This window comes from Nonomuraea diastatica, assembly GCF_004349015.1.
GTDB classification, from domain to species: Bacteria; Actinomycetota; Actinomycetes; order Streptosporangiales; family Streptosporangiaceae; genus Nonomuraea; species Nonomuraea diastatica.
Window position 1 is genome coordinate 1 of sequence record NZ_SMKP01000128.1, and the last position, 16,976, is coordinate 16,976.

The following is a 16,976-nucleotide window of genomic DNA, read 5'->3' on the forward strand; positions in this document are numbered from 1 at the left end:
GGCGGCAGGGTGGGCGACGTGGTGCTGGGCAACTGCATGGGCCCTGGTGGCAACGTGGCGCGGGTGTCCGCGCTGGCCGCCGGTCTCGGGCACGCGGTGCCGGGGGTCACGGTCGACCGGCAGTGCGGCAGCGGCCTGGCCGCGATCCTGCTCGCCGCCCAGGCGGTGCGCGCTGGGGACATGGACCTGGTGATCGCCGGAGGCGCCGAGAGCGCGTCGACCGCGCCGCTGCGCACCCGCCGGGGGGAGACGGAGCCGTACGCCAGGGCGCCTTTCACTCCCGGCGGCCACACCGACCCGGACATGGGCCCGGCCGCGGAGGCGCTGGCGACCTCGTGCGGCGTCAGCAGGGAGCGCCAGGACGCCTACGCCTGCCGTAGCCACGCGGCGGCGCTGGCCGCCCGCGAGGCGGGGCGTTTCAAGGAGGAGATCGTGCCGGTCGGCGGGCGGGCCGACGATGAGCGGCCGCGGCCGCTGCGGGCGTCGTCGCTGGCCCGGCTGCCCGCGGCGTTCGTCGCCGAGGGTACAGTGACGGCCGGTAACGCGTCCCCGGTGAGCGATGGCGCGGCGGCCGTGGCCATCGTGCCCGACCACCTGCGCGCCGGCCTGCCGGGGATGCGGCTGGTGGCCGGGTCCGTCGTCGGGTGTGATCCCGGGCTGCCCGGGTGGGGGCCGGTGCCCGCCGTGCGGCGGGTGCTCGCGCGTGCGGGGGTCGAGCTGGAACGGGTGGCGGCGGTGGAGATCGTGGAGGCGTTCGCGGCGCAGGTGCTGGCCGTCACCGACGCGCTGGGGCTCGACCCGCTCGGGGCCGACGCGGAACGGGTGTGCCCGGACGGGGGCGCGCTGGCGCTGGGGCATCCGTGGGGCGCCACCGGGGCGGTCGTGGTGGCCAGGCTGTTCACCCGGCTCGTCCGCGCCGGCGCCCCGCCGGGCACGCTCGGCCTGGCGACGGCCGCGGTCGGCGGTGGCCTGGGCGTGGCCGCGCTGTTCGAGGTGGTGTGAGGTGATCGAATTCGCGGACGTGCACGTCCGGCTGGGCGGCCGTGACGTGCTGCGCGGCGTCACCGCCCGCCTTCCCGAGCGGCGCGTCGGCGTGGTCGGCGCCAACGGCTCGGGCAAGAGCACGCTGGCCCGGCTGATCAACGGCCTGGCCCTGCCCACCTCGGGCAGCGTCACCGTGCTCGGCCTCGACACCCGCCGGCAGGCCGCGAAGGTCCGGCGCGGGGTCGGGTTCCTGTTCACCGATCCCGACGCGCAGATCGTGATGCCGACGGTGGCAGAGGACGTCGCCTTCTCCCTGCGCCGCAAGGGTTTGGAGCGTGAGGAGGTGGCGCGGCGGGTGCACGAGGCGCTGGCCGCGTACGGGCTGGGCGGGCACGCCGACCACCCCGCGCACCATCTGTCAGGCGGGCAGAAGCAGTTGCTCGCCTTGTGCTCGGTGATGGTGCTGCAGCCGGACATCCTGGTGATGGACGAGCCGACCACGCTGCTGGACCTGCGCCATTCCCGTCAGGTCGCCGAGGTGCTGCGCGAGCTGCCGCAGCAGGTGGTGGCGGTCACCCACGACCTGCCGCTGCTGGCGGACTTCGACCGGGTGCTGGTGCTCGACCAGGGCCGGATCGTGGCCGACGGCGGCCCGGAGGAGTCCATCGGCCACTACAGGAAGATGATGGCGTGAACGACCTGACCGGCGCCTACGTGCCGGGTTCCTCGCCGCTGCACCGCCTGCCGGCCGGGGCGAAGCTGGCCGGGCTGGCCGTGGGCTGCACGGTGCTGGTGCTGCTGCCCTCGCCAGCGGCGCTGGGCGGCGCGGCGGCCGTCGTGGGCGGGCTCTACGTGGTGTCGCGGGTGGGGCCGGCGGCTGCGTGGGCGCAGCTGCGGCCGGTGCGTTATTTCGTGGTGGCGCTGTTCGGGCTGCAGTGGGTGTTCGTCGGTCCGGAGGGGGCGGCGGTGACGACACTGCGGGTGCTGCTGGCCGTCGCGCTGGCGGGGCTGGTCACGCTGACCACCCGCACGTCGGCCATGATGGCGGCGCTGGAACGGTGCCTGGGGCCGGCGCGGCTTGCCGGGCTCGATCCGTTCCGGCTGTCGTTGTTGTTGTCGCTGACCGTGCGCAGTGTGCCCGTCATCGCGGCGCTGGCCGTGCGCGTGCGGGAGGCGCAGCGGGCCAGAGGGGTCGAGCGCAGCCTGCGCGCCTTCGCCGTGCCGCTGGTGGTGAGCTCGCTGCGGCACGCCGACGCGCTGGGGGAGGCGCTCATCGCGCGCGGGCTGGACGACTGATTACCCCCTTGTTGACTTATATAAGCACTGACTGAAATAGTGGGCGGCGTGCACGCATTCGACGTCCTCGGCGATCCGGTGCGACGCCGGATCCTGGAGCTGCTCGCCGAAGGCGAGCGCAGGTCCGGAGAGGTGACCGCGGTCATCCAGCAGGAGTTCGGCATCTCCCAGCCAGCCGTCTCCCAGCACCTGCGGGTGCTGCGCGACAACGGGTTCGCCAGCGTGCGCGCCCAGGGCACCCGCCGGCTCTACACCGTCGAGCCGGGGCCGCTGCAGGAGGTCGACCTCTGGCTGGAACGCTTTCGCGGCTTCTGGAACCAGCGGCTCGACGCGCTGGCCACCGAACTGGCACGGGGCAAGCGCGAACGCCGCGTCAAAGACGACAAGAAGGACACCTGATGAGCTTCATCGACGAACTCAACCGAGCCCACCGCGAGGTGGTCAACGGCGAGCGCAAGACCGTCGCGCTGCGGCGCCACTACGACGCGGGCGTGGAGGACGTCTGGGAGGCCTGCACCGACCCCGAGCGGCTGAGCCGCTGGTTCCTGCCGGTCACCGGCAACTTCCGGGTGGGGGGCACGTACCAGCTCAAGGGCAACGCCGGCGGTGAGATCCTGCGCTGCGAGCCGCCGCGCCTGCTCAAGGTCACCTGGCTGTTCGGCCCCAACCCCGGCTTCTCCGAGGTCGAGGTGCGTCTGTCGGCCGAGGACGGCGGGACCCTGTTCGAGCTCGAGCACATCGCCGAGATGCCGGCCGAGATGTGGTCGCAGTACGGGCCCGGCGCGACCGGCGTGGGCTGGGACCTGTCGCTGCTGGGCCTGGGCCTGCACCTGTCGGGCGGCGTCCAGGTGGACGAGGAGACCTTCCACCTGACCGCCGACGGCCGGAGCTTCATCACCACGAGCAGCCAGGCGTGGGGGGAGGCGTTCAAGGCCGCGGGCGCCCCGGCCGACCAGGCCGCCGCGGCCGTGGCCGCCACCGCCGCCTTCTACGCTCCCGAGGAGGAGTCCCCCGCATGACCCAGAAGATCCACACGTTCCTCATGTTCCAGAACGGCGAGGCCGAGGAGGCGATGACGTTCTACATGTCGCTGTTCGACGACGCCAAGGTGATCCACCTGGAGCGCTTCGGCCCTGGTGAGCCGGGCGCGGAGGGCACGGTCAAGCACGCCACGTTCGCGCTGGCCGGCCAGGAGTACATGTGCCTGGACAGCCCCACGCCGCACGACTTCGACTTCACGCCCTCGATGTCGCTGTTCGTCGGGTGCGACACCGAGGAGGAGCTCGACCGCCTGTACGCGGCGCTGGCCGAGGGCGGGGGAGAGCTGATGCCGCTGGGCTCGTACGGGTTCAGCACGAAGTTCGGCTGGGTCAACGACCGGTTCGGCGTCTCGTGGCAGCTCAACCTGGCGTGAACGCCGCCCGGCGGCGCTCATCGGTCAGGGTGTCTCCGCGGCGGCCTGACCGGCCGCGGCCGACGGGTCGTGTTCGGGCGGGCCGGCGGGCCACCAGCCGCCGTCGCGTTCGGTGAAGGCATACCACCGCCCGTCGCGCCCGTAGCGCAGTTGCAGCGGGCCGAGCGTCCAGCGGTTGCGCCACGCCTCGACGCGCGGCAGGCCCGCGCCCTCCCAGCCGGCCTCCAGCCGGGCCCGCGCTCTGGCCAGGTCCTGGCGGGGCGGCGTCCAGGGGGTTTCGAGCACGTCGAGGCCGTCGGCGCCGCCGTACCTCCAGGCCTGGACGGCGGCCTCGAGCCCGAGGTCGAGGTCGTGTTCGGCGGCCAGCCGTACGCGGTCCTGGTGTTCGGTGAGGAGGGGCAGCCGCCCGCGCAGCAGCTCGCGCGCACGGGAGGCGGCGGAGGCGGCCAGCACGCCCAGCGCGGCGACGTCCACACCGGGGCCGGGCTCCAGTGCGGGCGGGGTGAAGGCGACGTCGTCCGGCGGCGGGCCGGGCAGCGGCGGTGTCCCCAGCGCGAACGCCTCGGCGGCCGGCACGCCCGCGGCGCCACCGCCGGGCCGACCGGTGGGGGCGTCGCGCTGCTGGAGCGCCTCGATCAGCTCGTCCTGCCCGCGCCCGCGCATGAGCAGCAACACGAACGGGTCGGCGTCCAGCAGCCACGAGGCCTGGTAGCACAGGGCGGCGGCGTGCTTGCACGGGTGGCCCCAGTCGGGGCAGGAACATTCGGGCTCCAGGTCGCCGACGGCGGGCAGCAGCGGCACGGCGGCGTCCTGGGCGGCCTCGACCAGGTCGTGCGGCATGTCGCGGTCGAGGAGCGCGGCGATGTGCCCGGCCTTGGCGGCCACCTGGCCGAGGAAACGTTCCCATGCGGCGGCGGTGAGCTGCTCGACGCGTACGACGGTGTCGTACTCGTTCTCGGCGACGGCGGCGATGCGGCCGGGGCTGACGGTGATGGGGCCGAGCTGCCCGGTCTTGGCGTACGCGCGGCCCTTGCGCAGCAGGACGTGGTCGAGGGAGGTGTCCTCCATGGCCTTGACCCAGGCGCGGCCCCACCAGGAGGTGGCGAAGCGGGCGCCGGCGCGTTGGGCGGCGAAGGCGGGGAACCCGCGGGCGGCGTTCACCTCAGCTCCACGAGGGCGGCGAGGTCGGCGTCGGTCAGTTCGGTGAAGGCGGCCTCGCCGGAGGCGAGCACGGCGTCGGCGAGCGAACGTTTGGCGGCGAGCATGCCGGCGATGCGGTCCTCGATCGTGCCCTCGGTGATCAGGCGGTGCACCTGGACGGGACGGGTCTGGCCGATGCGGTAGGCCCGGTCGGTGGCCTGGTCCTCGACGGCGGGGTTCCACCAGCGGTCGTAGTGGATGACGTGGTCGGCGCGGGTCAGGTTGAGGCCGGTGCCGGCCGCCTTGAGCGACAGCAGGAACACCGGCGCCCGGCCGTCCTGGAAGCGGCGGACCATCTCCTCGCGGCGAGCGACGGGGGTGCCGCCGTGCAGCAGCTGGGTGCTCACGCCCCGGGCGGTGAGGTGGCGTTCCAGGAGGCGGGCCATGGCGACGTACTGGGTGAAGACCAGCACCGCGCCGTCCTCGGCCGTGATGGTGTCGACCAGCTCGTCCAGCAGTTCGAGCTTGCCGGAGCGGCCGGCCAGGCGCGGCTCGGCCTCGTGCAGGTAGTGGGCGGGGTGGTTGCAGATCTGCTTGAGCCCGGTGAGCAGCTTGACGACGAGGCCGCGCCTGGCCATGCCCTGGGCGTCCCTGATCTGGGCCATGATCTCGCGCACGGCGGCTTCGTACAGGCCGGCCTGCTCGGTGGTGAGCGCGACGGGACGATCGGTCTCGGTCTTGGGCGGCAGCTCGGGCGCGATGCCGGGGTCGCTCTTGCGGCGGCGCAGCAGGAACGGGCCGACCAGCCGCGCCAGGCGTTCGGCCGCCTGACGGTCGCCGGACTCGACGGGTTTAGCCCATCGCGCCCTGAACCTGCTCAGCGGGCCGAGCAGTCCCGGCGTGGTCCAGTCGAGGATGGCCCACAACTCCGACAGGTTGTTCTCCACGGGCGTGCCGGTCAGCGCGACGCGAGCGGCGGCGGGGATCTCCCGCAGGGCCCTGGCGGTCCCGGATGCGGGGTTCTTGACGTGCTGGGCCTCGTCGGCCACCAGCAGGCCCCACGGGTGGGCGGCCAGGCGGGCCGCGTCGAGGCGCATGGTGCCGTACGTGGTCAGCACGAACCCCTCGTCGGCGAGCTCGCGCGCCGCGCCGTGGTAGCGGCGCACGGGCACGCCGGGCGCGAACCTGGTGATCTCCCGCTCCCAGTTGCCCAGCAGCGAGGCCGGGCACACCACGAGCGTCGGACCGGTGCCGGTCCGGTGCAGGTGCAGCGCGATCACCGTGATCGTCTTGCCGAGGCCCATGTCGTCGGCCAGGCATCCGCCGAGGCCGAGCGAGGTCATCCTGGCCAGCCAGCGCAGCCCGGCCAGCTGGTAGTCGCGCAGGGCGGCGGCCAGCCCGGGCGGCGGGCCGGCGTCGGCGGGCTCGGTGAGGCGTTCGCGCAGCTCGCGCAGCCAGGCGGTGGGCTCGGCCTCGATCTGCTCGCCGTCGAGCTCGACCGTCCCGGTCAGGGCGGCGCCGAGCGCTTCGAGCCCGGTCAGGGGTTTGAGGTCGCGCCGGCGGGCCTTGCGGGCCAGGTCGGGGTCGACGAGCACCCACTGCTCGCGCAGCCGTACGACGGGGCGGTGGGCCTCGGCGAGCCGGTCCATCTCCGCGGGGGTCAGGCGTTCGCCGCCGAGGGCGAGCTGCCAGTCGAAGCTGGTCAGCTGGTGGCCGCCGAGGAACGACGGCATGTCGGAGGGCGCGCTGTCGTGTTCGCCGATGACGGCGCGGGCGCTCAGGCCGCGTACGAGGGACTTGGGCCAGTGCACCTCGACGCCGATGGCGGCCAGGCGATCCGCGGCCTCGGCGAGGAGGTCGTCGACGTCGCCGTCGGAGAGGGCGAGCTCGTCGGGGACGGCGCTGTCGAGCAGGCGTTCGAGGCGGGGCCAGGCACGGGCGGCGCCGCGGACGGCCCGGGTGGCCTCGATCCTGGCGCGGGTGCCGAGGCCGTGGTCGCCGCCCTGCCACAGGGCGGCGGCGTCGACGACGAGCGAGGGGTCGGCCAGGCTGTGCACCTGGACGACGGCGCGGAACTCGGCGGCGGCCAGATCTCCGGCCAGATCGCCGTCTGGGGCGTCGGCCTCCAGCCGCAGCGACAGGCGCACACCGGCGTCGAGCCCGGCCGACACCTCCTCGGCCCATCCGCGCAGGTGCGGCACCTTGACCGGCTTCATGGCGGCGTAGGCGGTGGTGCCGGTGGCCCTGACGGCGCCGGGGGAGCGCGGCATGGTGTCGGCGACCGCGTCCAGGAACGCGCGCACGAGCGGTTCGGCGTCGGGCAGCCTGATCCCGCCGTCCGGCGGGTTTCGCAGGGGCACGGCGCGGGCAGTGGCGGGCATGGCGTCGGCCAGGTCGCGTACGCGCTGGACGTCGGCGGCGTCCAGCGGCCCCGCGCGCCAGGAGTCGTGCTCGCCCGCCGTCACCCCGGGCAGCACGCGCCCCCGCGTGACGAGTTGGAGCGCCACGAGAGCCACCGCGCCCCAGAATCGTGTGGCAGGGTGGATGTCGGGGCCGGTGCGGGCCCGGGCCAGCGTGGCCAACGCTTCGTTCACCGGCACGACGGTCGCCGCGACCTGCTGGGTGCGCACCGCGCCACCGTTCTGCTCGGCCACCGTCATGGTGGACTCACCGTCCGGATCGAGAAAGGCGACCACCCCCGACCTGGGGGGATCGCCGGGTTGGAAGACTGCCGCGTGTCGTACCAGATCCGTCAAGGGGCTCACGGCCGTACAGTGTACGGTACGTCGGGACTGTGGTTTACCACAGCCGGGAACGGCCACCTGCCGCATTACCGTCATGTCCGATCTTGCCTAGCGTTGGTCCCATGACGGACTGGCTGGTGGGACTCATGGAGAGCCTCGGGGCGCCCGGGGCCGGCCTCGCGATCGCGCTGGAGAACCTTTTCCCGCCCCTGCCGAGCGAGGTGATCTTGCCGTTGTCGGGCTTCACCGCCAGCAGGGGTGAGCTGGGCCTGGCCGAGGTGCTGGTGTTCACGACGCTCGGCTCGGTGCTGGGCGCCCTGGCGCTCTACGGTGTGGGCGCGGCGCTGGGCCGCGAACGCACCCTGGCGCTGGCCGCCAAGCTGCCCCTGGTGAAGACGTCCGACATCGAGAAGACCGAGGCCTGGTTCGGGCGCCACGGCCGCAAGACCGTCTTCTTCGGCCGGATGATCCCCGTCTTCCGCAGCCTCATCTCCATCCCCGCGGGCGTGGAGCGCATGCCGCTGCCGACGTTCACGGCGCTGACCACGGCCGGCAGCCTCATCTGGAACACGATCTTCGTGATGGCCGGCTATCTCCTGGGCGAGCAGTGGTCGGTCGTGGAAACGTACGTCGGGGCCGGCAGCTACGTGGTGATCGGCCTGGTCGTGCTGGCGATCGTGGTCTTCATCGGGGTCCGGCTGGCCGAACGGCGCAAGGGCAGGCATGCGGCTGGCCGCTGAGGGCCTGCGGTTGCTCGGCGCGGTGACGCTCGGCGGCCTGACGGCGCTGTGCGGGCTCGTGTTCCTGCTGGCGGCGCTGCCGTTCCTGGCCAGCCCGAACGTCGTCGCCGCCTCCCGGCACCTGGCCCGGCTCGAAGCGCGCCGCCTGCGCCTGGACGCCGCCGGCCTCACCGCGCTCACGGAGAACGACCTGCGGGCCTCGCTCTACCTCGCCGCTCGCGTCCCGCTCGGGCTGCTGGGCGGGATGGTGATCATGCTGCTCGTGTACGGTGGCGGCGCGGCGGTGCTCGTCGTCGTGCTGTGGGGGCAGGGCAAGCCGTTCGACGGCATGCTGCCGTCGGTACCCCTGTTGACCTACACCGTCGTGGCCGGGACCGTGCTGCTGTTCCTCGACCTGTCGGGCGTCGTGGGGGTGCACGCGCTGGAGCGCATGCTGATCGTGCGGATGCTGGGCCCCGACCGTACCGAAGTGCTGGAGCGCAGGATCGCCGAGCTGGCCGAGAGCCGGGCCGGCATCGTGGCCGCGGTCGACTCCGAGCGGCGCAGGATCGAGCGTGACCTGCACGACGGGCTGCAGCAGCGGCTGGTGGCGCTGTCGATGCTGATCGGACGCTCGAAGCGGGGCCGCACGGAGCTGCTGGAGCAGGCGCACGAGGAGGCCCAGGAGGCGCTCGCGGAGCTGCGCGAGGTGGCCTGGCGGGTCTATCCGAGCGGCCTGGACTCCCTCGGCCTGGGCGAGGCGCTGGCGGGCGTTGCCGAGCGGTCCAACGTGCCCGTCAAGGTGGCCTGCGAGCTGCGGCGACGGCCGCCGATGGCGGTGGAGACGGCGGCCTACTTCGTGGTCTGCGAGGCGGTGACCAACGCCGCCAAGCACGCCGCCGCCACGCTCATCACGGTCGAGGTGCACGAGGAGGACGCCCAGGTGGTCGTGCGGGTGCGCGACGACGGCCGCGGCGGCGCCAGCCTGGCGGGCGTCGGCCTGTCCGGGCTGGCCAGGCGGGTGGCGGCGCTGGACGGCACGTTCGAGCTGGCCAGCCCGCCGGGCGGGCCGACGTCGATCACGGCGGTGCTGCCGTGCGGGTGATCCTGGCCGAGGACTCCACGCTGCTGCGCGAGGGCCTGGTCCGGCTGCTGGTGGAGGAGGGCCACGAGGTTCCCGCGGCGGTGGCCGACGCCGAGTCGCTGGTGTCGGCGGTGGCGGCGTACGAGCCGGACATCGCGGTGGTGGACGTGCGCATGCCGCCGACCCACACCGACGAGGGGCTGCGGGCCGCGCTGGAGATCAGGACGCGCTGGCCGGCGGTGAAGGTGCTGGTGTTGTCGCAGTACGTCGAGAAGCGGTACGCCGCCGAGCTGATGAGCGCGGACGTCGAAGGGGTCGGCTACCTGCTGAAGGACCGGGTGGCGCAGGTCGGCGACTTCCTGGACGCGCTGGAGCGGGTGGGGGCCGGGGGAGCGGCGTTCGACCCCGAGGTGGTGCGCCAGCTGCTGGCCCGCACCACCCAGGTCGATCCCCTGGCCCGGCTCACCGCGCGCGAGCGGGAGGTGCTGGAGCGGATGGCGCAGGGGCTGACCAACGCCTCGATCGCGCAGGCGCTGCACGTGTCGCAGAGCGCGGTGGAGAAACACGTGAACTCGCTGTTCGACAAGCTCGGCCTGTCGCACACCACCGGCTACAGCCGCAGGGTGCTGGCGGTGCTGCACTTCCTGGAGTCATGAGAACACGGCCGGCGGACCGGGTCATCCGAGCTGGGCTTCATTCTCGGGCGTACGGAGCACATCGCCGGTGTCTCCAGCCGACGAGGCCCGCTCCCATGCCGGCGCGGACGGTGACATCGTTGTCCGCGCTGCCGGGCCGGCCGCGTCGTGCTCGGCACGGGCGCGGCCGGATTCTGGGATCGCATCACCGGCATGGGCGTGCCGCGGCCGTCACCGGGCGATGCCGTGAACGCCTTCGAGGAGGCAGCGGCGTCCGTCGGCCGGGATCCGCACGGTCTTCAACCTGCCCGGCCGCATCACCGACCGGCCGCTGCCCGCCACCCGCGCCCGTGACGGCCGCCGGATCGGCGACGCCGCCCGGCCGTCATGGGTTCCTGCTGGTCACGAGCCCAGTCGAGCAATGGTTCCGACCGCTGCGCCGGCTTCGCTCCAGGAGGCGGCCCTACTGGGGCAGGTGCGCCCTGATCTCGCCGACCAGCTCGATCTGGCCCAGGAAGTCGCGCCCGTCGAGCGCGAACCCGATCTCGTCCACCCCGGCTTCGGCGAAGGCCGCCACCCGTTCGGCCGCCTCGGCCGGTGACCCGGAGATGCTGGCCTGGCGTATCTCGTCGGGGGAAAGCTGGAAGAACTCCGACAGCTGCGCCTCCATGGCCCGCCGCGCCTCACGGTCCACACCGAGAACCGTGTGCACACCCAGATGCACGCGCGGCATCGGCCTGCCGTACTCCTCCGCGAGCTCTCGCAACCTCGCCAGCGCCGTCCGGATCCCAGCCGGTGTCAGCGCGGAAGGCAGCCACCCGTCGGCGAGGCGCGCCACCCGCCGCAACGCCGCCTCGCTCGTACCTGAGCCGACCAGCAGGGGTGGCACCGGAGTCGCGGGGGCCAGGGTGAGGCTCACCCCGTTTCCGACGGTGGTGTCTCTGCCCGCGATCAACCCGGGCAACGCCCGCAGCGCCTCATCGGTCAGCCGGCCTCGTCCGGTGCTCGGCGCGCCGAGCGCGGTCCAGAACGGCGAGCCGGGGAATCCGCCGATCCCCACCCCCAGCCGCACCCTGCCCCGCGAGAGGTACTGCAGCGTCTGCACCTGGGCCGCCATCATCGCCACCGGCCGCGTGGGAACCGACAGCACGCCGAAGTCGAGGCTCACCCGCTCCGTCACGGCGGCGGCGGTGGCCAGGGTGACGACGCTTTCCAGCGCCGTCGTCCCGTCTCCGACGAGCACGTCGGAGGCGCCGACCGAATCCAGTCCCACGGTCTCGGCCAGCCGCGCCGCCCGCGCCACGCCATCCGGCCCCAACGTCTCGATCTCCTGCATGGTCGGTAGCCCGACGCCGAACTTCACCATGACACGACGATCCAACACCAACCACGGTCGAGGTCAAGCGCCGCCCTCGGCGAGCGGCGAGGTTGGTCGCGAAAGGGCATTCAGGGAGCAGCGTCCAGGTGGTCGGGGCTGGTCGCGCGAACTCGCGTGGAGGCCCCTGATCGTTGCCCGCACGATGATCCCCCGGCTACGATTACACCTGTAACGAATTGTTTACAGGATGGGATGTCATGACGGCGGCCGAGCCGACCGGCGACGAACTGGTGGAGATGCTGGCCGCGCTGGCCAACCCGCTGCGGCTGCGCATCGTCGCCACTCTGGCGGGCGGGCGCGACTACGTCAGCCATCTCGCCCGCGAGATCGGCGTGAGCCGCCCGCTGCTGCACATGCACCTGCGCCGGCTGGAGGCAGCCGGTTTGATCAGCGGCACTCTGGAGCTGTCCGCGGACGGCAAGGCCATGAAGTACTACGAGGTCACCGGTTTCGACCTGCATCTGACGGCACCCGCGCTGGCCGAGGCGGCCAAGACCCTCACCAGGCCGGACCCGGACCAGGGTCCAGGACCCAAGGAGCACTCCTGATGGACATCTCGTGGCCCGTGGCGATCCTGCTCATCGCCGCGCTGCTGGTGGCCGGCTTCCTGATCGCCGTGGTCATCGTGGGCCTGTTCGAATCCCGCAAGGCGCAGGCCGCCGCCGGCCAGGCCGACGACCTGCGCCGGCTCGTGCACCGCTTCGAGCAGCTGGCCGAGAACACCCTCGACGCCCAGCAGCGGGTGGCCGCCGACCTGGCCGAGCTGCGCGCCCGTACGGCGTCGATCGAGCAGATCTTACGGACCGTCGAGTAGGCGGGATCAGCGCGTACGGTGCAGCAGCGCGCCCAGCTTGCGCAGGGAGTGACGGGCGAGGGCGCGGACGAGCGGGCGGCCCAGCGGCCACAGGGCCCGGCCCAGCGGCCCGAACGGCAGGCGCAGCTCCTCGGCCCAGACGATCCGGCTGCCGCCGTCGTGCGGCCGCACCCGGATCGCGCCGCGGCCGCGCACCACGCGCCCGGTGTGGTTCATGAGCACCAGCCTGGGCGGCTCCCAGCGGGTGATCGTCATCGTGTCGAGGAAGCCGAACGGCCGCACGCCGGTGTAGGCCTCGACGGCGTGCTCACCCACCTGGCGGGCGGTGGTCATGAACATCCACTCCCGGTGCCTGGGCCAGTCGGTGATCAGCGAGAACACCCGTTCCGGCGGCGCGGGCACGTGGACGGCGACGGCCGTGTACACGGGTTTCGTCCGGCTCCCTCGGCGCGTGACCACATGGTCTCCTCCCGCTCGGACCCTAAATGATCGATTCTAAGGGACCGGCTGCGCGCATGAGGTGAGGGAGCCCAAAGTACGGTTGTGACGCCAGACGTGGACTCCGCACTGTACGTGAAGACCGACGACGTATGGATCGTGGACTCCACACCCGTGGAATACGGCCGTTCCCGCGAGACTGTCAAACGCTCCGAGCTGGCCGGATGGGCCGAGTACGGCTACTGCGCCAGGCAGCCGCTTCTCTTGGGGCCTGCGCCTGCACCTGGTGTGCACGCTCCAGGGACTGCCCGTCGCCTTGCCCCTGACCGGAGCGAAAGCCGACGAGCGCGAGACGCTGCTGGACCTGCTCGACGCCGAACCGGAACTCGTCGCCACCCGGCCCGGACAGACCTTAATCGGTGACAAAGAACTACTTCGGCCGCGACTTCGAGCAGCAGCTGGCCGAGCCGGACATCCGGCTGCTGCGGCCGACCCGCAAGGGCGAACCGGAGCGGCCCGGAGCCGAGCTGTTCTCACCACTGCGGCAGGTCATCGAGTCGGTCAACGAGAGCTTCAGGGGCCGGCTCAACCTCGGACAGCACCACGGCCGCACACCCGCCGGCATCGTCGCCCGCGTCATGCAGCGCACACGCTGACCACCGCCATCCGGCACAACGACCAGACCGGACAGCCCGTCCTGCGCTCACTGACCGCCTACGACCACTAACCCGTGGGGATCGATCATCTAGTTGGGCGGTGCCAGGGTGCGCAGGACGCAGAACTCGTTGCTCTCGGGGTCGGCCATGACCACCCGGCTTCGGTCTGGGCCTTGGCCCACATCCGTCTTGGTAGCGCCGAGGCCGAGCAGTCTGGTCACCTCGTCGTCGGTGCTGCCGTCGATCGGGCTGACGTCGAGGTGAAGCCGGGGGCCGCGCCCGCAGCGTGAGTGCCGTAGGTCAGTCCCGCAGGTCGGGCAGGGAGTCGAGCCAGTCGGTCAGCCGCCGGCCTTCGCGGGTCATGACGCCGGGCTCGCGCAGCGCGTTGGCCAGCAGCGACATGCCCTGGTAGGCGCTCACCAGCGTCAGGGCGAGCCCGTCGGGGTCGGGCAGTCCGAGCTGGCGGAACTGGCGTCCGGCCCAGTCGAGCAGCAGCCGGATGACTTTGCCGGCCTCCTCGTCGAGGCCGCCCTCGCCGCGTTTGCCGAGCTCGGCGGCGAGGGTGCCGGTGGGGCAGCCGTAGCGTGCGGCGAGTTCGCGCTCGCCGACCCAGGCCTCGACGAGGCCTATGAGTCGCTGCCTGGGGTCGGGGAGGCGGTCGAGACGGGTGGTGAGGGTCTCCAGCCCGTGGGCGTGCTCGCTGAGGGCGGCCGCGACGAGGTCGTCCTTGGTCTTGAAGTAGTAGTAGACGTTGCCCACGGGGACGTCGGCGGCGCGGGCGATGTCGGCGATGGTGGTGCGCTCGACGCCCTGCTGGTGCACGACCCGGGCGGCGGCGGCCGTCAGCCGCTGCCGTTTGGCGGTCGCCGTCCTGGCCCGCGAACCCTTCGAGTCAGCCATCTGACTCACTATAGGCTGCGGCCGAGGAGACCGGCGCCCGCCCAGGGCACGGCTCATGAGGCCATCGCGGCGAGCTTGGACGGGTTCATCATCCACAACACCCGGTCGATGCCGTCGGAGGTGACGCTCACGGTGACGACGGCGACCACCCTCCCTTCGTGAGACAGCCGGGCCGAGGCGTGCCCGTTAGCCTCGACCGGTTCGACCGTCACGCCGTCCCAGAACGTACCGGCGAACGCGTGTACGTACCTGGCCACGCGGTGGCGGCCGACGACCGGGATCTTCGACGCGCGCACGGCGCCGCCGCCGTCGGAGTAGGAGACGACGTCCTCGGCGAGGAGCGCCTCGAGCCCGGCGATCTCCCCTGACCGGGCGGCCGCCACGAACGCGGTCAGCAGCCGCCGCTGCTCGGAGGCGGCGACGCTGGCGCGTTTCTCCGCGGCCAGGTGCTTGCGCGCGCGGCTGACCAGCTGGCGCACGTTCGCCGGGGTGTGCCCGATGATCTCGGCGATCCGCTCGTAGGAGTGGTCGAACGCCTCGCGCAGCACGTACGACGCGCGTTCGGTGGGTGTGAGCCTCTCCAGCAGCATGAGCACCGCGATTTCCAGGGCCTCGGCGCGTTCGGCGCCCAGCGCCGGGTCGGCGCCGGTGTCGACGGGCTCGGGCAGCCACGGGCCGACGTAGGTCTCGCGGCGCGCCCGCGCCGATCGCAACACGTTGATCGCCAGCCGGGTGGTCGTGGTGGCGAGGAACGCCTCGGCGTTGCGCACGTTGCGCCGGTCGCTCGTCTGCCATCGGATCCACACTTCTTGGAGCAGGTCGTCGGCCTCGCTCACGCTGCCCAGCATGCGGTACGCGATCCCGAACAGGCGCCCGCGTACCGCCTGGAACGCCTGCTCGGCCTCTCGCAGGCTGCCGGAGCCTGCCGCCAGGTCTTTGTTCGACTGCATCGTTGCCGGTCCTCGCTACTCGACGAGCCTTCTGCCGGGGAGACCTCCCGCATCAGTGCGGCGCTCTCCCCGGGAACCCGGGGGGATCGTTTTCCGCTCCACCTGCCCAGGACCGGACCGAACATGGTTGACCTCGGCGAAAGGCCGTAGTAGGGCCATGACGCCGTTTCGCGGCGCCGGCCCTGGAGCGGCGGCGAGCGCGGCCGGATGCGTGCTGCCCGGCCGCGCCCGCCGGCGCTTCAGAGCCGGGTGACCGTCACCCGGCCGCGGTCACCCGGCTGCGGTCAGGCGTGCCAGCCGGTCACGCCACCCGGCACCGGCGCCCCAGGGTCGTAGGGGTCGCGCGTGAAGACGAAGGTGTTGAGGTCGAGGTGGTCGGGCGCCACCCGCAGCGTCTCCCCGGCGTAGTAGCCGTCCAGGCCCAGCCACGTGCCGTCGTCCTGCGGCACGAACCGGGAGGCCCGCCCGCCGCCGCCGACCGGTTCCAGCGACAGCCCGCGCTCGGGCAGCAGCCGCAGCGCGTACGGTTTCGGCCCCCAGTGCCACAGACCGGTCAGCTCCAGCAGCTGCGGGTCGGCGGCGGCTGGCCGCCATTCGTCGGGCAGCCGCGGTTCGTACTCCTCCAGGATGTCCAGCAGGTCGGTCGCCAGCCTGCCGCTGAGCCCGGAGGTGGTGTTGGCCATGAACAACACCCCCACGCCGCCCGCGGGGTCGGCCCACACGGTGGCCAGGAATCCGGGCATCGACCCGGTGTGGCCGGCCAGGCGACGGCCGCCGGGCCTGGCCAGCTGCAGGCCGAGCCCGAACCCGCCGGTCCAGGTGTCGCCGTCGTCGACGCCGGCCGGCTCGCGCATCTCGGCGAGGGTGCCGGGGCCCAGCACGTCTGCGGTGTCGCCGCCGAGGAAGGCCGCCCAGCGGGCCAGGTCGTGCGGGGTGGCCCACAGCTGCCCCGCAGGGCCCATGGCGTCGGCGTCGTGCTCGGGCTCGGCCAGCACCACGTCGGCCCACGGGTGCACGGCGTAGCCGGTGGCGTGGGGGACGCGGGGCCGGGCGGTGGTGTCGTGCATGCCGAGCGGGTCGAGCACCTCGGCGCGTACCGCCTTGAGCCACGTGGTGCCGCGCAGGCGGGCGACGAGCTCGCCGAGCAGCGCGAAGCCGACGTTGGAGTAGTGGAAACGCCGGCCTGGCCGGTGTTTGAGCTCACCAGGCCCGAGACGGGCCATCAGCTCGGCGGCGGGCACGCCGGGGGTGCGCTCCCACCAGTCGGTGGGAGGCTCGGCGGTCAGCCCGGCGGTGTGCGACAGCAGCTGGGCGATCGTCAGATGCCCCAGTGGCGCGCCGGGCAGGTGTTCGTCCAGCGGGTCGGTCAGCCGTAGCACGCCTTCGTCGCGCAGCCGCATGACGACGACGGCGACCATGCTCTTGGTGATCGATCCGAGCCGGTACTGGGTGGCGGCGGTCGGCGCGGCGCCGTCGACGTGGCCGCGCCCGCCGAACCACGCCGTCGCGCCGTCGCGCACGATCGCGGCCGTCAGCGACGGCACCCTGCATTCGGCCTGTTCGACGGCGAGCCTGCGCAGCAGCGCCCGTGCCGTCCTGTGTCCCACCTGCGTCATGGGCGACAAGATTAGCCGCCGCGCGCGGGCCGGGTCGGGCCCTTTCCCCCCTGACCGTCCGCCAGGGCCCGCCGCCAGGGCCTGCGGCGCCGGAGAGCGTCCGCGTTGCCGAAATTTCGTGTCGGCACTGACGATTTTCTACCGGTTCGGTGCTATCGCCGCAGGTAGGGTGTGCAGCAGACCGATGGTCTGGTCCCCCACGGATGAG

18 protein-coding genes and 2 pseudogenes are annotated in these 16,976 nt (G+C 73.0%); 12 read left to right on the forward strand and 8 right to left on the reverse strand.

The window, feature by feature from the left end:
* The 6 genes from E1294_RS34820 to E1294_RS34845 form a co-directional block, all read left to right on the forward strand.
* A partial coding sequence (locus E1294_RS34820; RefSeq protein ID WP_132515228.1) for a thiolase family protein occupies positions 1 to 1,002 on the forward strand: 1,002 nt, incomplete at its 5' end.
* Position 1,003: 1 nt separating this feature from the next.
* Positions 1,004 to 1,678: an energy-coupling factor ABC transporter ATP-binding protein gene (locus E1294_RS34825; RefSeq protein ID WP_132515229.1), complete on the forward strand. Its 675-nt coding sequence runs from the start codon at positions 1,004 to 1,006 to the stop codon at positions 1,676 to 1,678.
* A complete protein-coding gene (locus E1294_RS34830) occupies positions 1,675 to 2,280 on the forward strand; it encodes an energy-coupling factor transporter transmembrane component T family protein (protein WP_132515230.1) in 606 nt (201 codons plus the stop codon). Before E1294_RS34825 ends, E1294_RS34830 begins: the two co-directional genes overlap by 4 nt.
* Positions 2,281 to 2,328: 48 nt before the next feature.
* Positions 2,329 to 2,679, forward strand: a complete 351-nt coding sequence (locus tag E1294_RS34835; protein ID WP_181958601.1) for an ArsR/SmtB family transcription factor — start codon at positions 2,329 to 2,331, stop codon at positions 2,677 to 2,679.
* Positions 2,679 to 3,299, forward strand: a complete 621-nt coding sequence (locus E1294_RS34840) for an SRPBCC family protein (protein WP_132515232.1) — start codon at positions 2,679 to 2,681, stop codon at positions 3,297 to 3,299. Before E1294_RS34835 ends, E1294_RS34840 begins: the two co-directional genes overlap by 1 nt.
* Positions 3,296 to 3,694, forward strand: coding sequence for a VOC family protein (locus E1294_RS34845; RefSeq protein ID WP_132515233.1), 399 nt, complete (start codon positions 3,296 to 3,298; stop codon positions 3,692 to 3,694). The genes E1294_RS34840 and E1294_RS34845 overlap by 4 nt, the downstream gene beginning before the upstream one ends.
* 24 nt (positions 3,695 to 3,718) lie before the next feature.
* Here E1294_RS34845 and E1294_RS34850 read toward each other — a convergent pair whose 3' ends face one another.
* Both E1294_RS34850 and E1294_RS34855 read right to left on the reverse strand, forming a co-directional pair.
* Entirely contained in the window at positions 3,719 to 4,855 is a 1,137-nt protein-coding gene (locus E1294_RS34850) for an SWIM zinc finger family protein (RefSeq protein WP_246083503.1), read from the reverse strand.
* Positions 4,852 to 7,599: a DEAD/DEAH box helicase gene (locus tag E1294_RS34855; RefSeq protein ID WP_246083504.1), complete on the reverse strand. Its 2,748-nt coding sequence runs from the start codon at positions 7,597 to 7,599 to the stop codon at positions 4,852 to 4,854. Before E1294_RS34855 ends, E1294_RS34850 begins: the two co-directional genes overlap by 4 nt.
* Positions 7,600 to 7,700: 101 nt before the next feature.
* Between E1294_RS34855 and E1294_RS34860 the strand changes: the two genes are divergently transcribed.
* From E1294_RS34860 to E1294_RS34870, 3 genes are read left to right on the forward strand one after another with little or no spacing between them, the layout of a single operon-like run.
* Complete coding sequence (locus tag E1294_RS34860; protein WP_132515234.1) at positions 7,701 to 8,318, forward strand: DedA family protein; 618 nt, start codon at positions 7,701 to 7,703, stop codon at positions 8,316 to 8,318.
* A complete protein-coding gene (locus E1294_RS34865; RefSeq protein ID WP_132515235.1) occupies positions 8,302 to 9,402 on the forward strand; it encodes a sensor histidine kinase in 1,101 nt (366 codons plus the stop codon). Before E1294_RS34860 ends, E1294_RS34865 begins: the two co-directional genes overlap by 17 nt.
* Positions 9,393 to 10,037, forward strand: coding sequence for a response regulator (locus E1294_RS34870; protein ID WP_132515236.1), 645 nt, complete (start codon positions 9,393 to 9,395; stop codon positions 10,035 to 10,037). Before E1294_RS34865 ends, E1294_RS34870 begins: the two co-directional genes overlap by 10 nt.
* Before the next feature lie 442 nt (positions 10,038 to 10,479).
* Here E1294_RS34870 and E1294_RS34880 read toward each other — a convergent pair whose 3' ends face one another.
* Complete coding sequence (locus E1294_RS34880; protein ID WP_132515237.1) at positions 10,480 to 11,382, reverse strand: LLM class flavin-dependent oxidoreductase; 903 nt, start codon at positions 11,380 to 11,382, stop codon at positions 10,480 to 10,482.
* A 209-nt stretch (positions 11,383 to 11,591) separates the two neighbouring features.
* Here E1294_RS34880 and E1294_RS34885 point away from each other — a divergent pair, with 209 nt between their 5' ends.
* Complete coding sequence (locus E1294_RS34885; protein WP_132515238.1) at positions 11,592 to 11,942, forward strand: ArsR/SmtB family transcription factor; 351 nt, start codon at positions 11,592 to 11,594, stop codon at positions 11,940 to 11,942.
* Positions 11,942 to 12,208, forward strand: a complete 267-nt coding sequence (locus tag E1294_RS34890; RefSeq protein WP_132515239.1) for a hypothetical protein — start codon at positions 11,942 to 11,944, stop codon at positions 12,206 to 12,208. The genes E1294_RS34885 and E1294_RS34890 overlap by 1 nt, the downstream gene beginning before the upstream one ends.
* A gap of 6 nt (positions 12,209 to 12,214) precedes the next feature.
* Here the strand turns inward: E1294_RS34890 and E1294_RS34895 are convergent, their stop codons facing one another.
* On the reverse strand, positions 12,215 to 12,634 hold the full coding sequence (locus E1294_RS34895) for an SRPBCC family protein (protein ID WP_220448093.1): 420 nt from the start codon (positions 12,632 to 12,634) through the stop codon (positions 12,215 to 12,217).
* Between the two features lie 153 nt (positions 12,635 to 12,787).
* Here E1294_RS34895 and E1294_RS58360 point away from each other — a divergent pair.
* Positions 12,788 to 13,373, forward strand: a pseudogene (locus tag E1294_RS58360) (transposase); the annotation flags it as partial.
* 18 nt (positions 13,374 to 13,391) lie between these two features.
* On the opposite strand, the pseudogene E1294_RS34905 reads toward E1294_RS58360, so the two are convergent.
* The 4 genes and pseudogenes from E1294_RS34905 to E1294_RS34920 all read right to left on the reverse strand — a co-directional run.
* Positions 13,392 to 13,568: pseudogene (locus E1294_RS34905) on the reverse strand (VOC family protein); the annotation flags it as partial.
* Positions 13,569 to 13,602: 34 nt separating this feature from the next.
* Entirely contained in the window at positions 13,603 to 14,202 is a 600-nt protein-coding gene (locus E1294_RS34910) for a TetR/AcrR family transcriptional regulator (protein WP_132515240.1), read from the reverse strand.
* A gap of 53 nt (positions 14,203 to 14,255) precedes the next feature.
* Complete coding sequence (locus E1294_RS34915) at positions 14,256 to 15,152, reverse strand: RNA polymerase sigma-70 factor (RefSeq protein ID WP_132515241.1); 897 nt, start codon at positions 15,150 to 15,152, stop codon at positions 14,256 to 14,258.
* A 284-nt stretch (positions 15,153 to 15,436) separates the two neighbouring features.
* Positions 15,437 to 16,768 (reverse strand): serine hydrolase domain-containing protein, encoded by a 1,332-nt coding sequence (locus E1294_RS34920; RefSeq protein ID WP_132515242.1) that lies wholly within the window; start codon positions 16,766 to 16,768, stop codon positions 15,437 to 15,439.
* Between the last annotated feature and the right edge of the window lie 208 nt (positions 16,769 to 16,976).

Excerpts from the sequence above, each read along its gene's own strand:
- E1294_RS34840 (WP_132515232.1), top strand. The coding sequence starts at position 2,679 with ATGAGCTTCATCGACGAACTCAACCGAGCCCACCGCGAGGTGGTCAAC.
- E1294_RS34845 (WP_132515233.1), top strand. The coding sequence starts at position 3,296 with ATGACCCAGAAGATCCACACGTTCCTCATGTTCCAGAACGGCGAGGCC.
- E1294_RS34860 (WP_132515234.1), top strand. The coding sequence starts at position 7,701 with ATGACGGACTGGCTGGTGGGACTCATGGAGAGCCTCGGGGCGCCCGGG.
- E1294_RS34865 (WP_132515235.1), top strand. The coding sequence starts at position 8,302 with ATGCGGCTGGCCGCTGAGGGCCTGCGGTTGCTCGGCGCGGTGACGCTC.
- E1294_RS34880 (WP_132515237.1), bottom strand. The coding sequence starts at position 11,382 with ATGGTGAAGTTCGGCGTCGGGCTACCGACCATGCAGGAGATCGAGACG.
- E1294_RS34885 (WP_132515238.1), top strand. The coding sequence starts at position 11,592 with ATGACGGCGGCCGAGCCGACCGGCGACGAACTGGTGGAGATGCTGGCC.
- E1294_RS34890 (WP_132515239.1), top strand. The coding sequence starts at position 11,942 with ATGGACATCTCGTGGCCCGTGGCGATCCTGCTCATCGCCGCGCTGCTG.
- E1294_RS34910 (WP_132515240.1), bottom strand. The coding sequence starts at position 14,202 with ATGGCTGACTCGAAGGGTTCGCGGGCCAGGACGGCGACCGCCAAACGG.
- E1294_RS34915 (WP_132515241.1), bottom strand. The coding sequence starts at position 15,152 with ATGCAGTCGAACAAAGACCTGGCGGCAGGCTCCGGCAGCCTGCGAGAG.
- E1294_RS34920 (WP_132515242.1), bottom strand. The coding sequence starts at position 16,768 with ATGACGCAGGTGGGACACAGGACGGCACGGGCGCTGCTGCGCAGGCTC.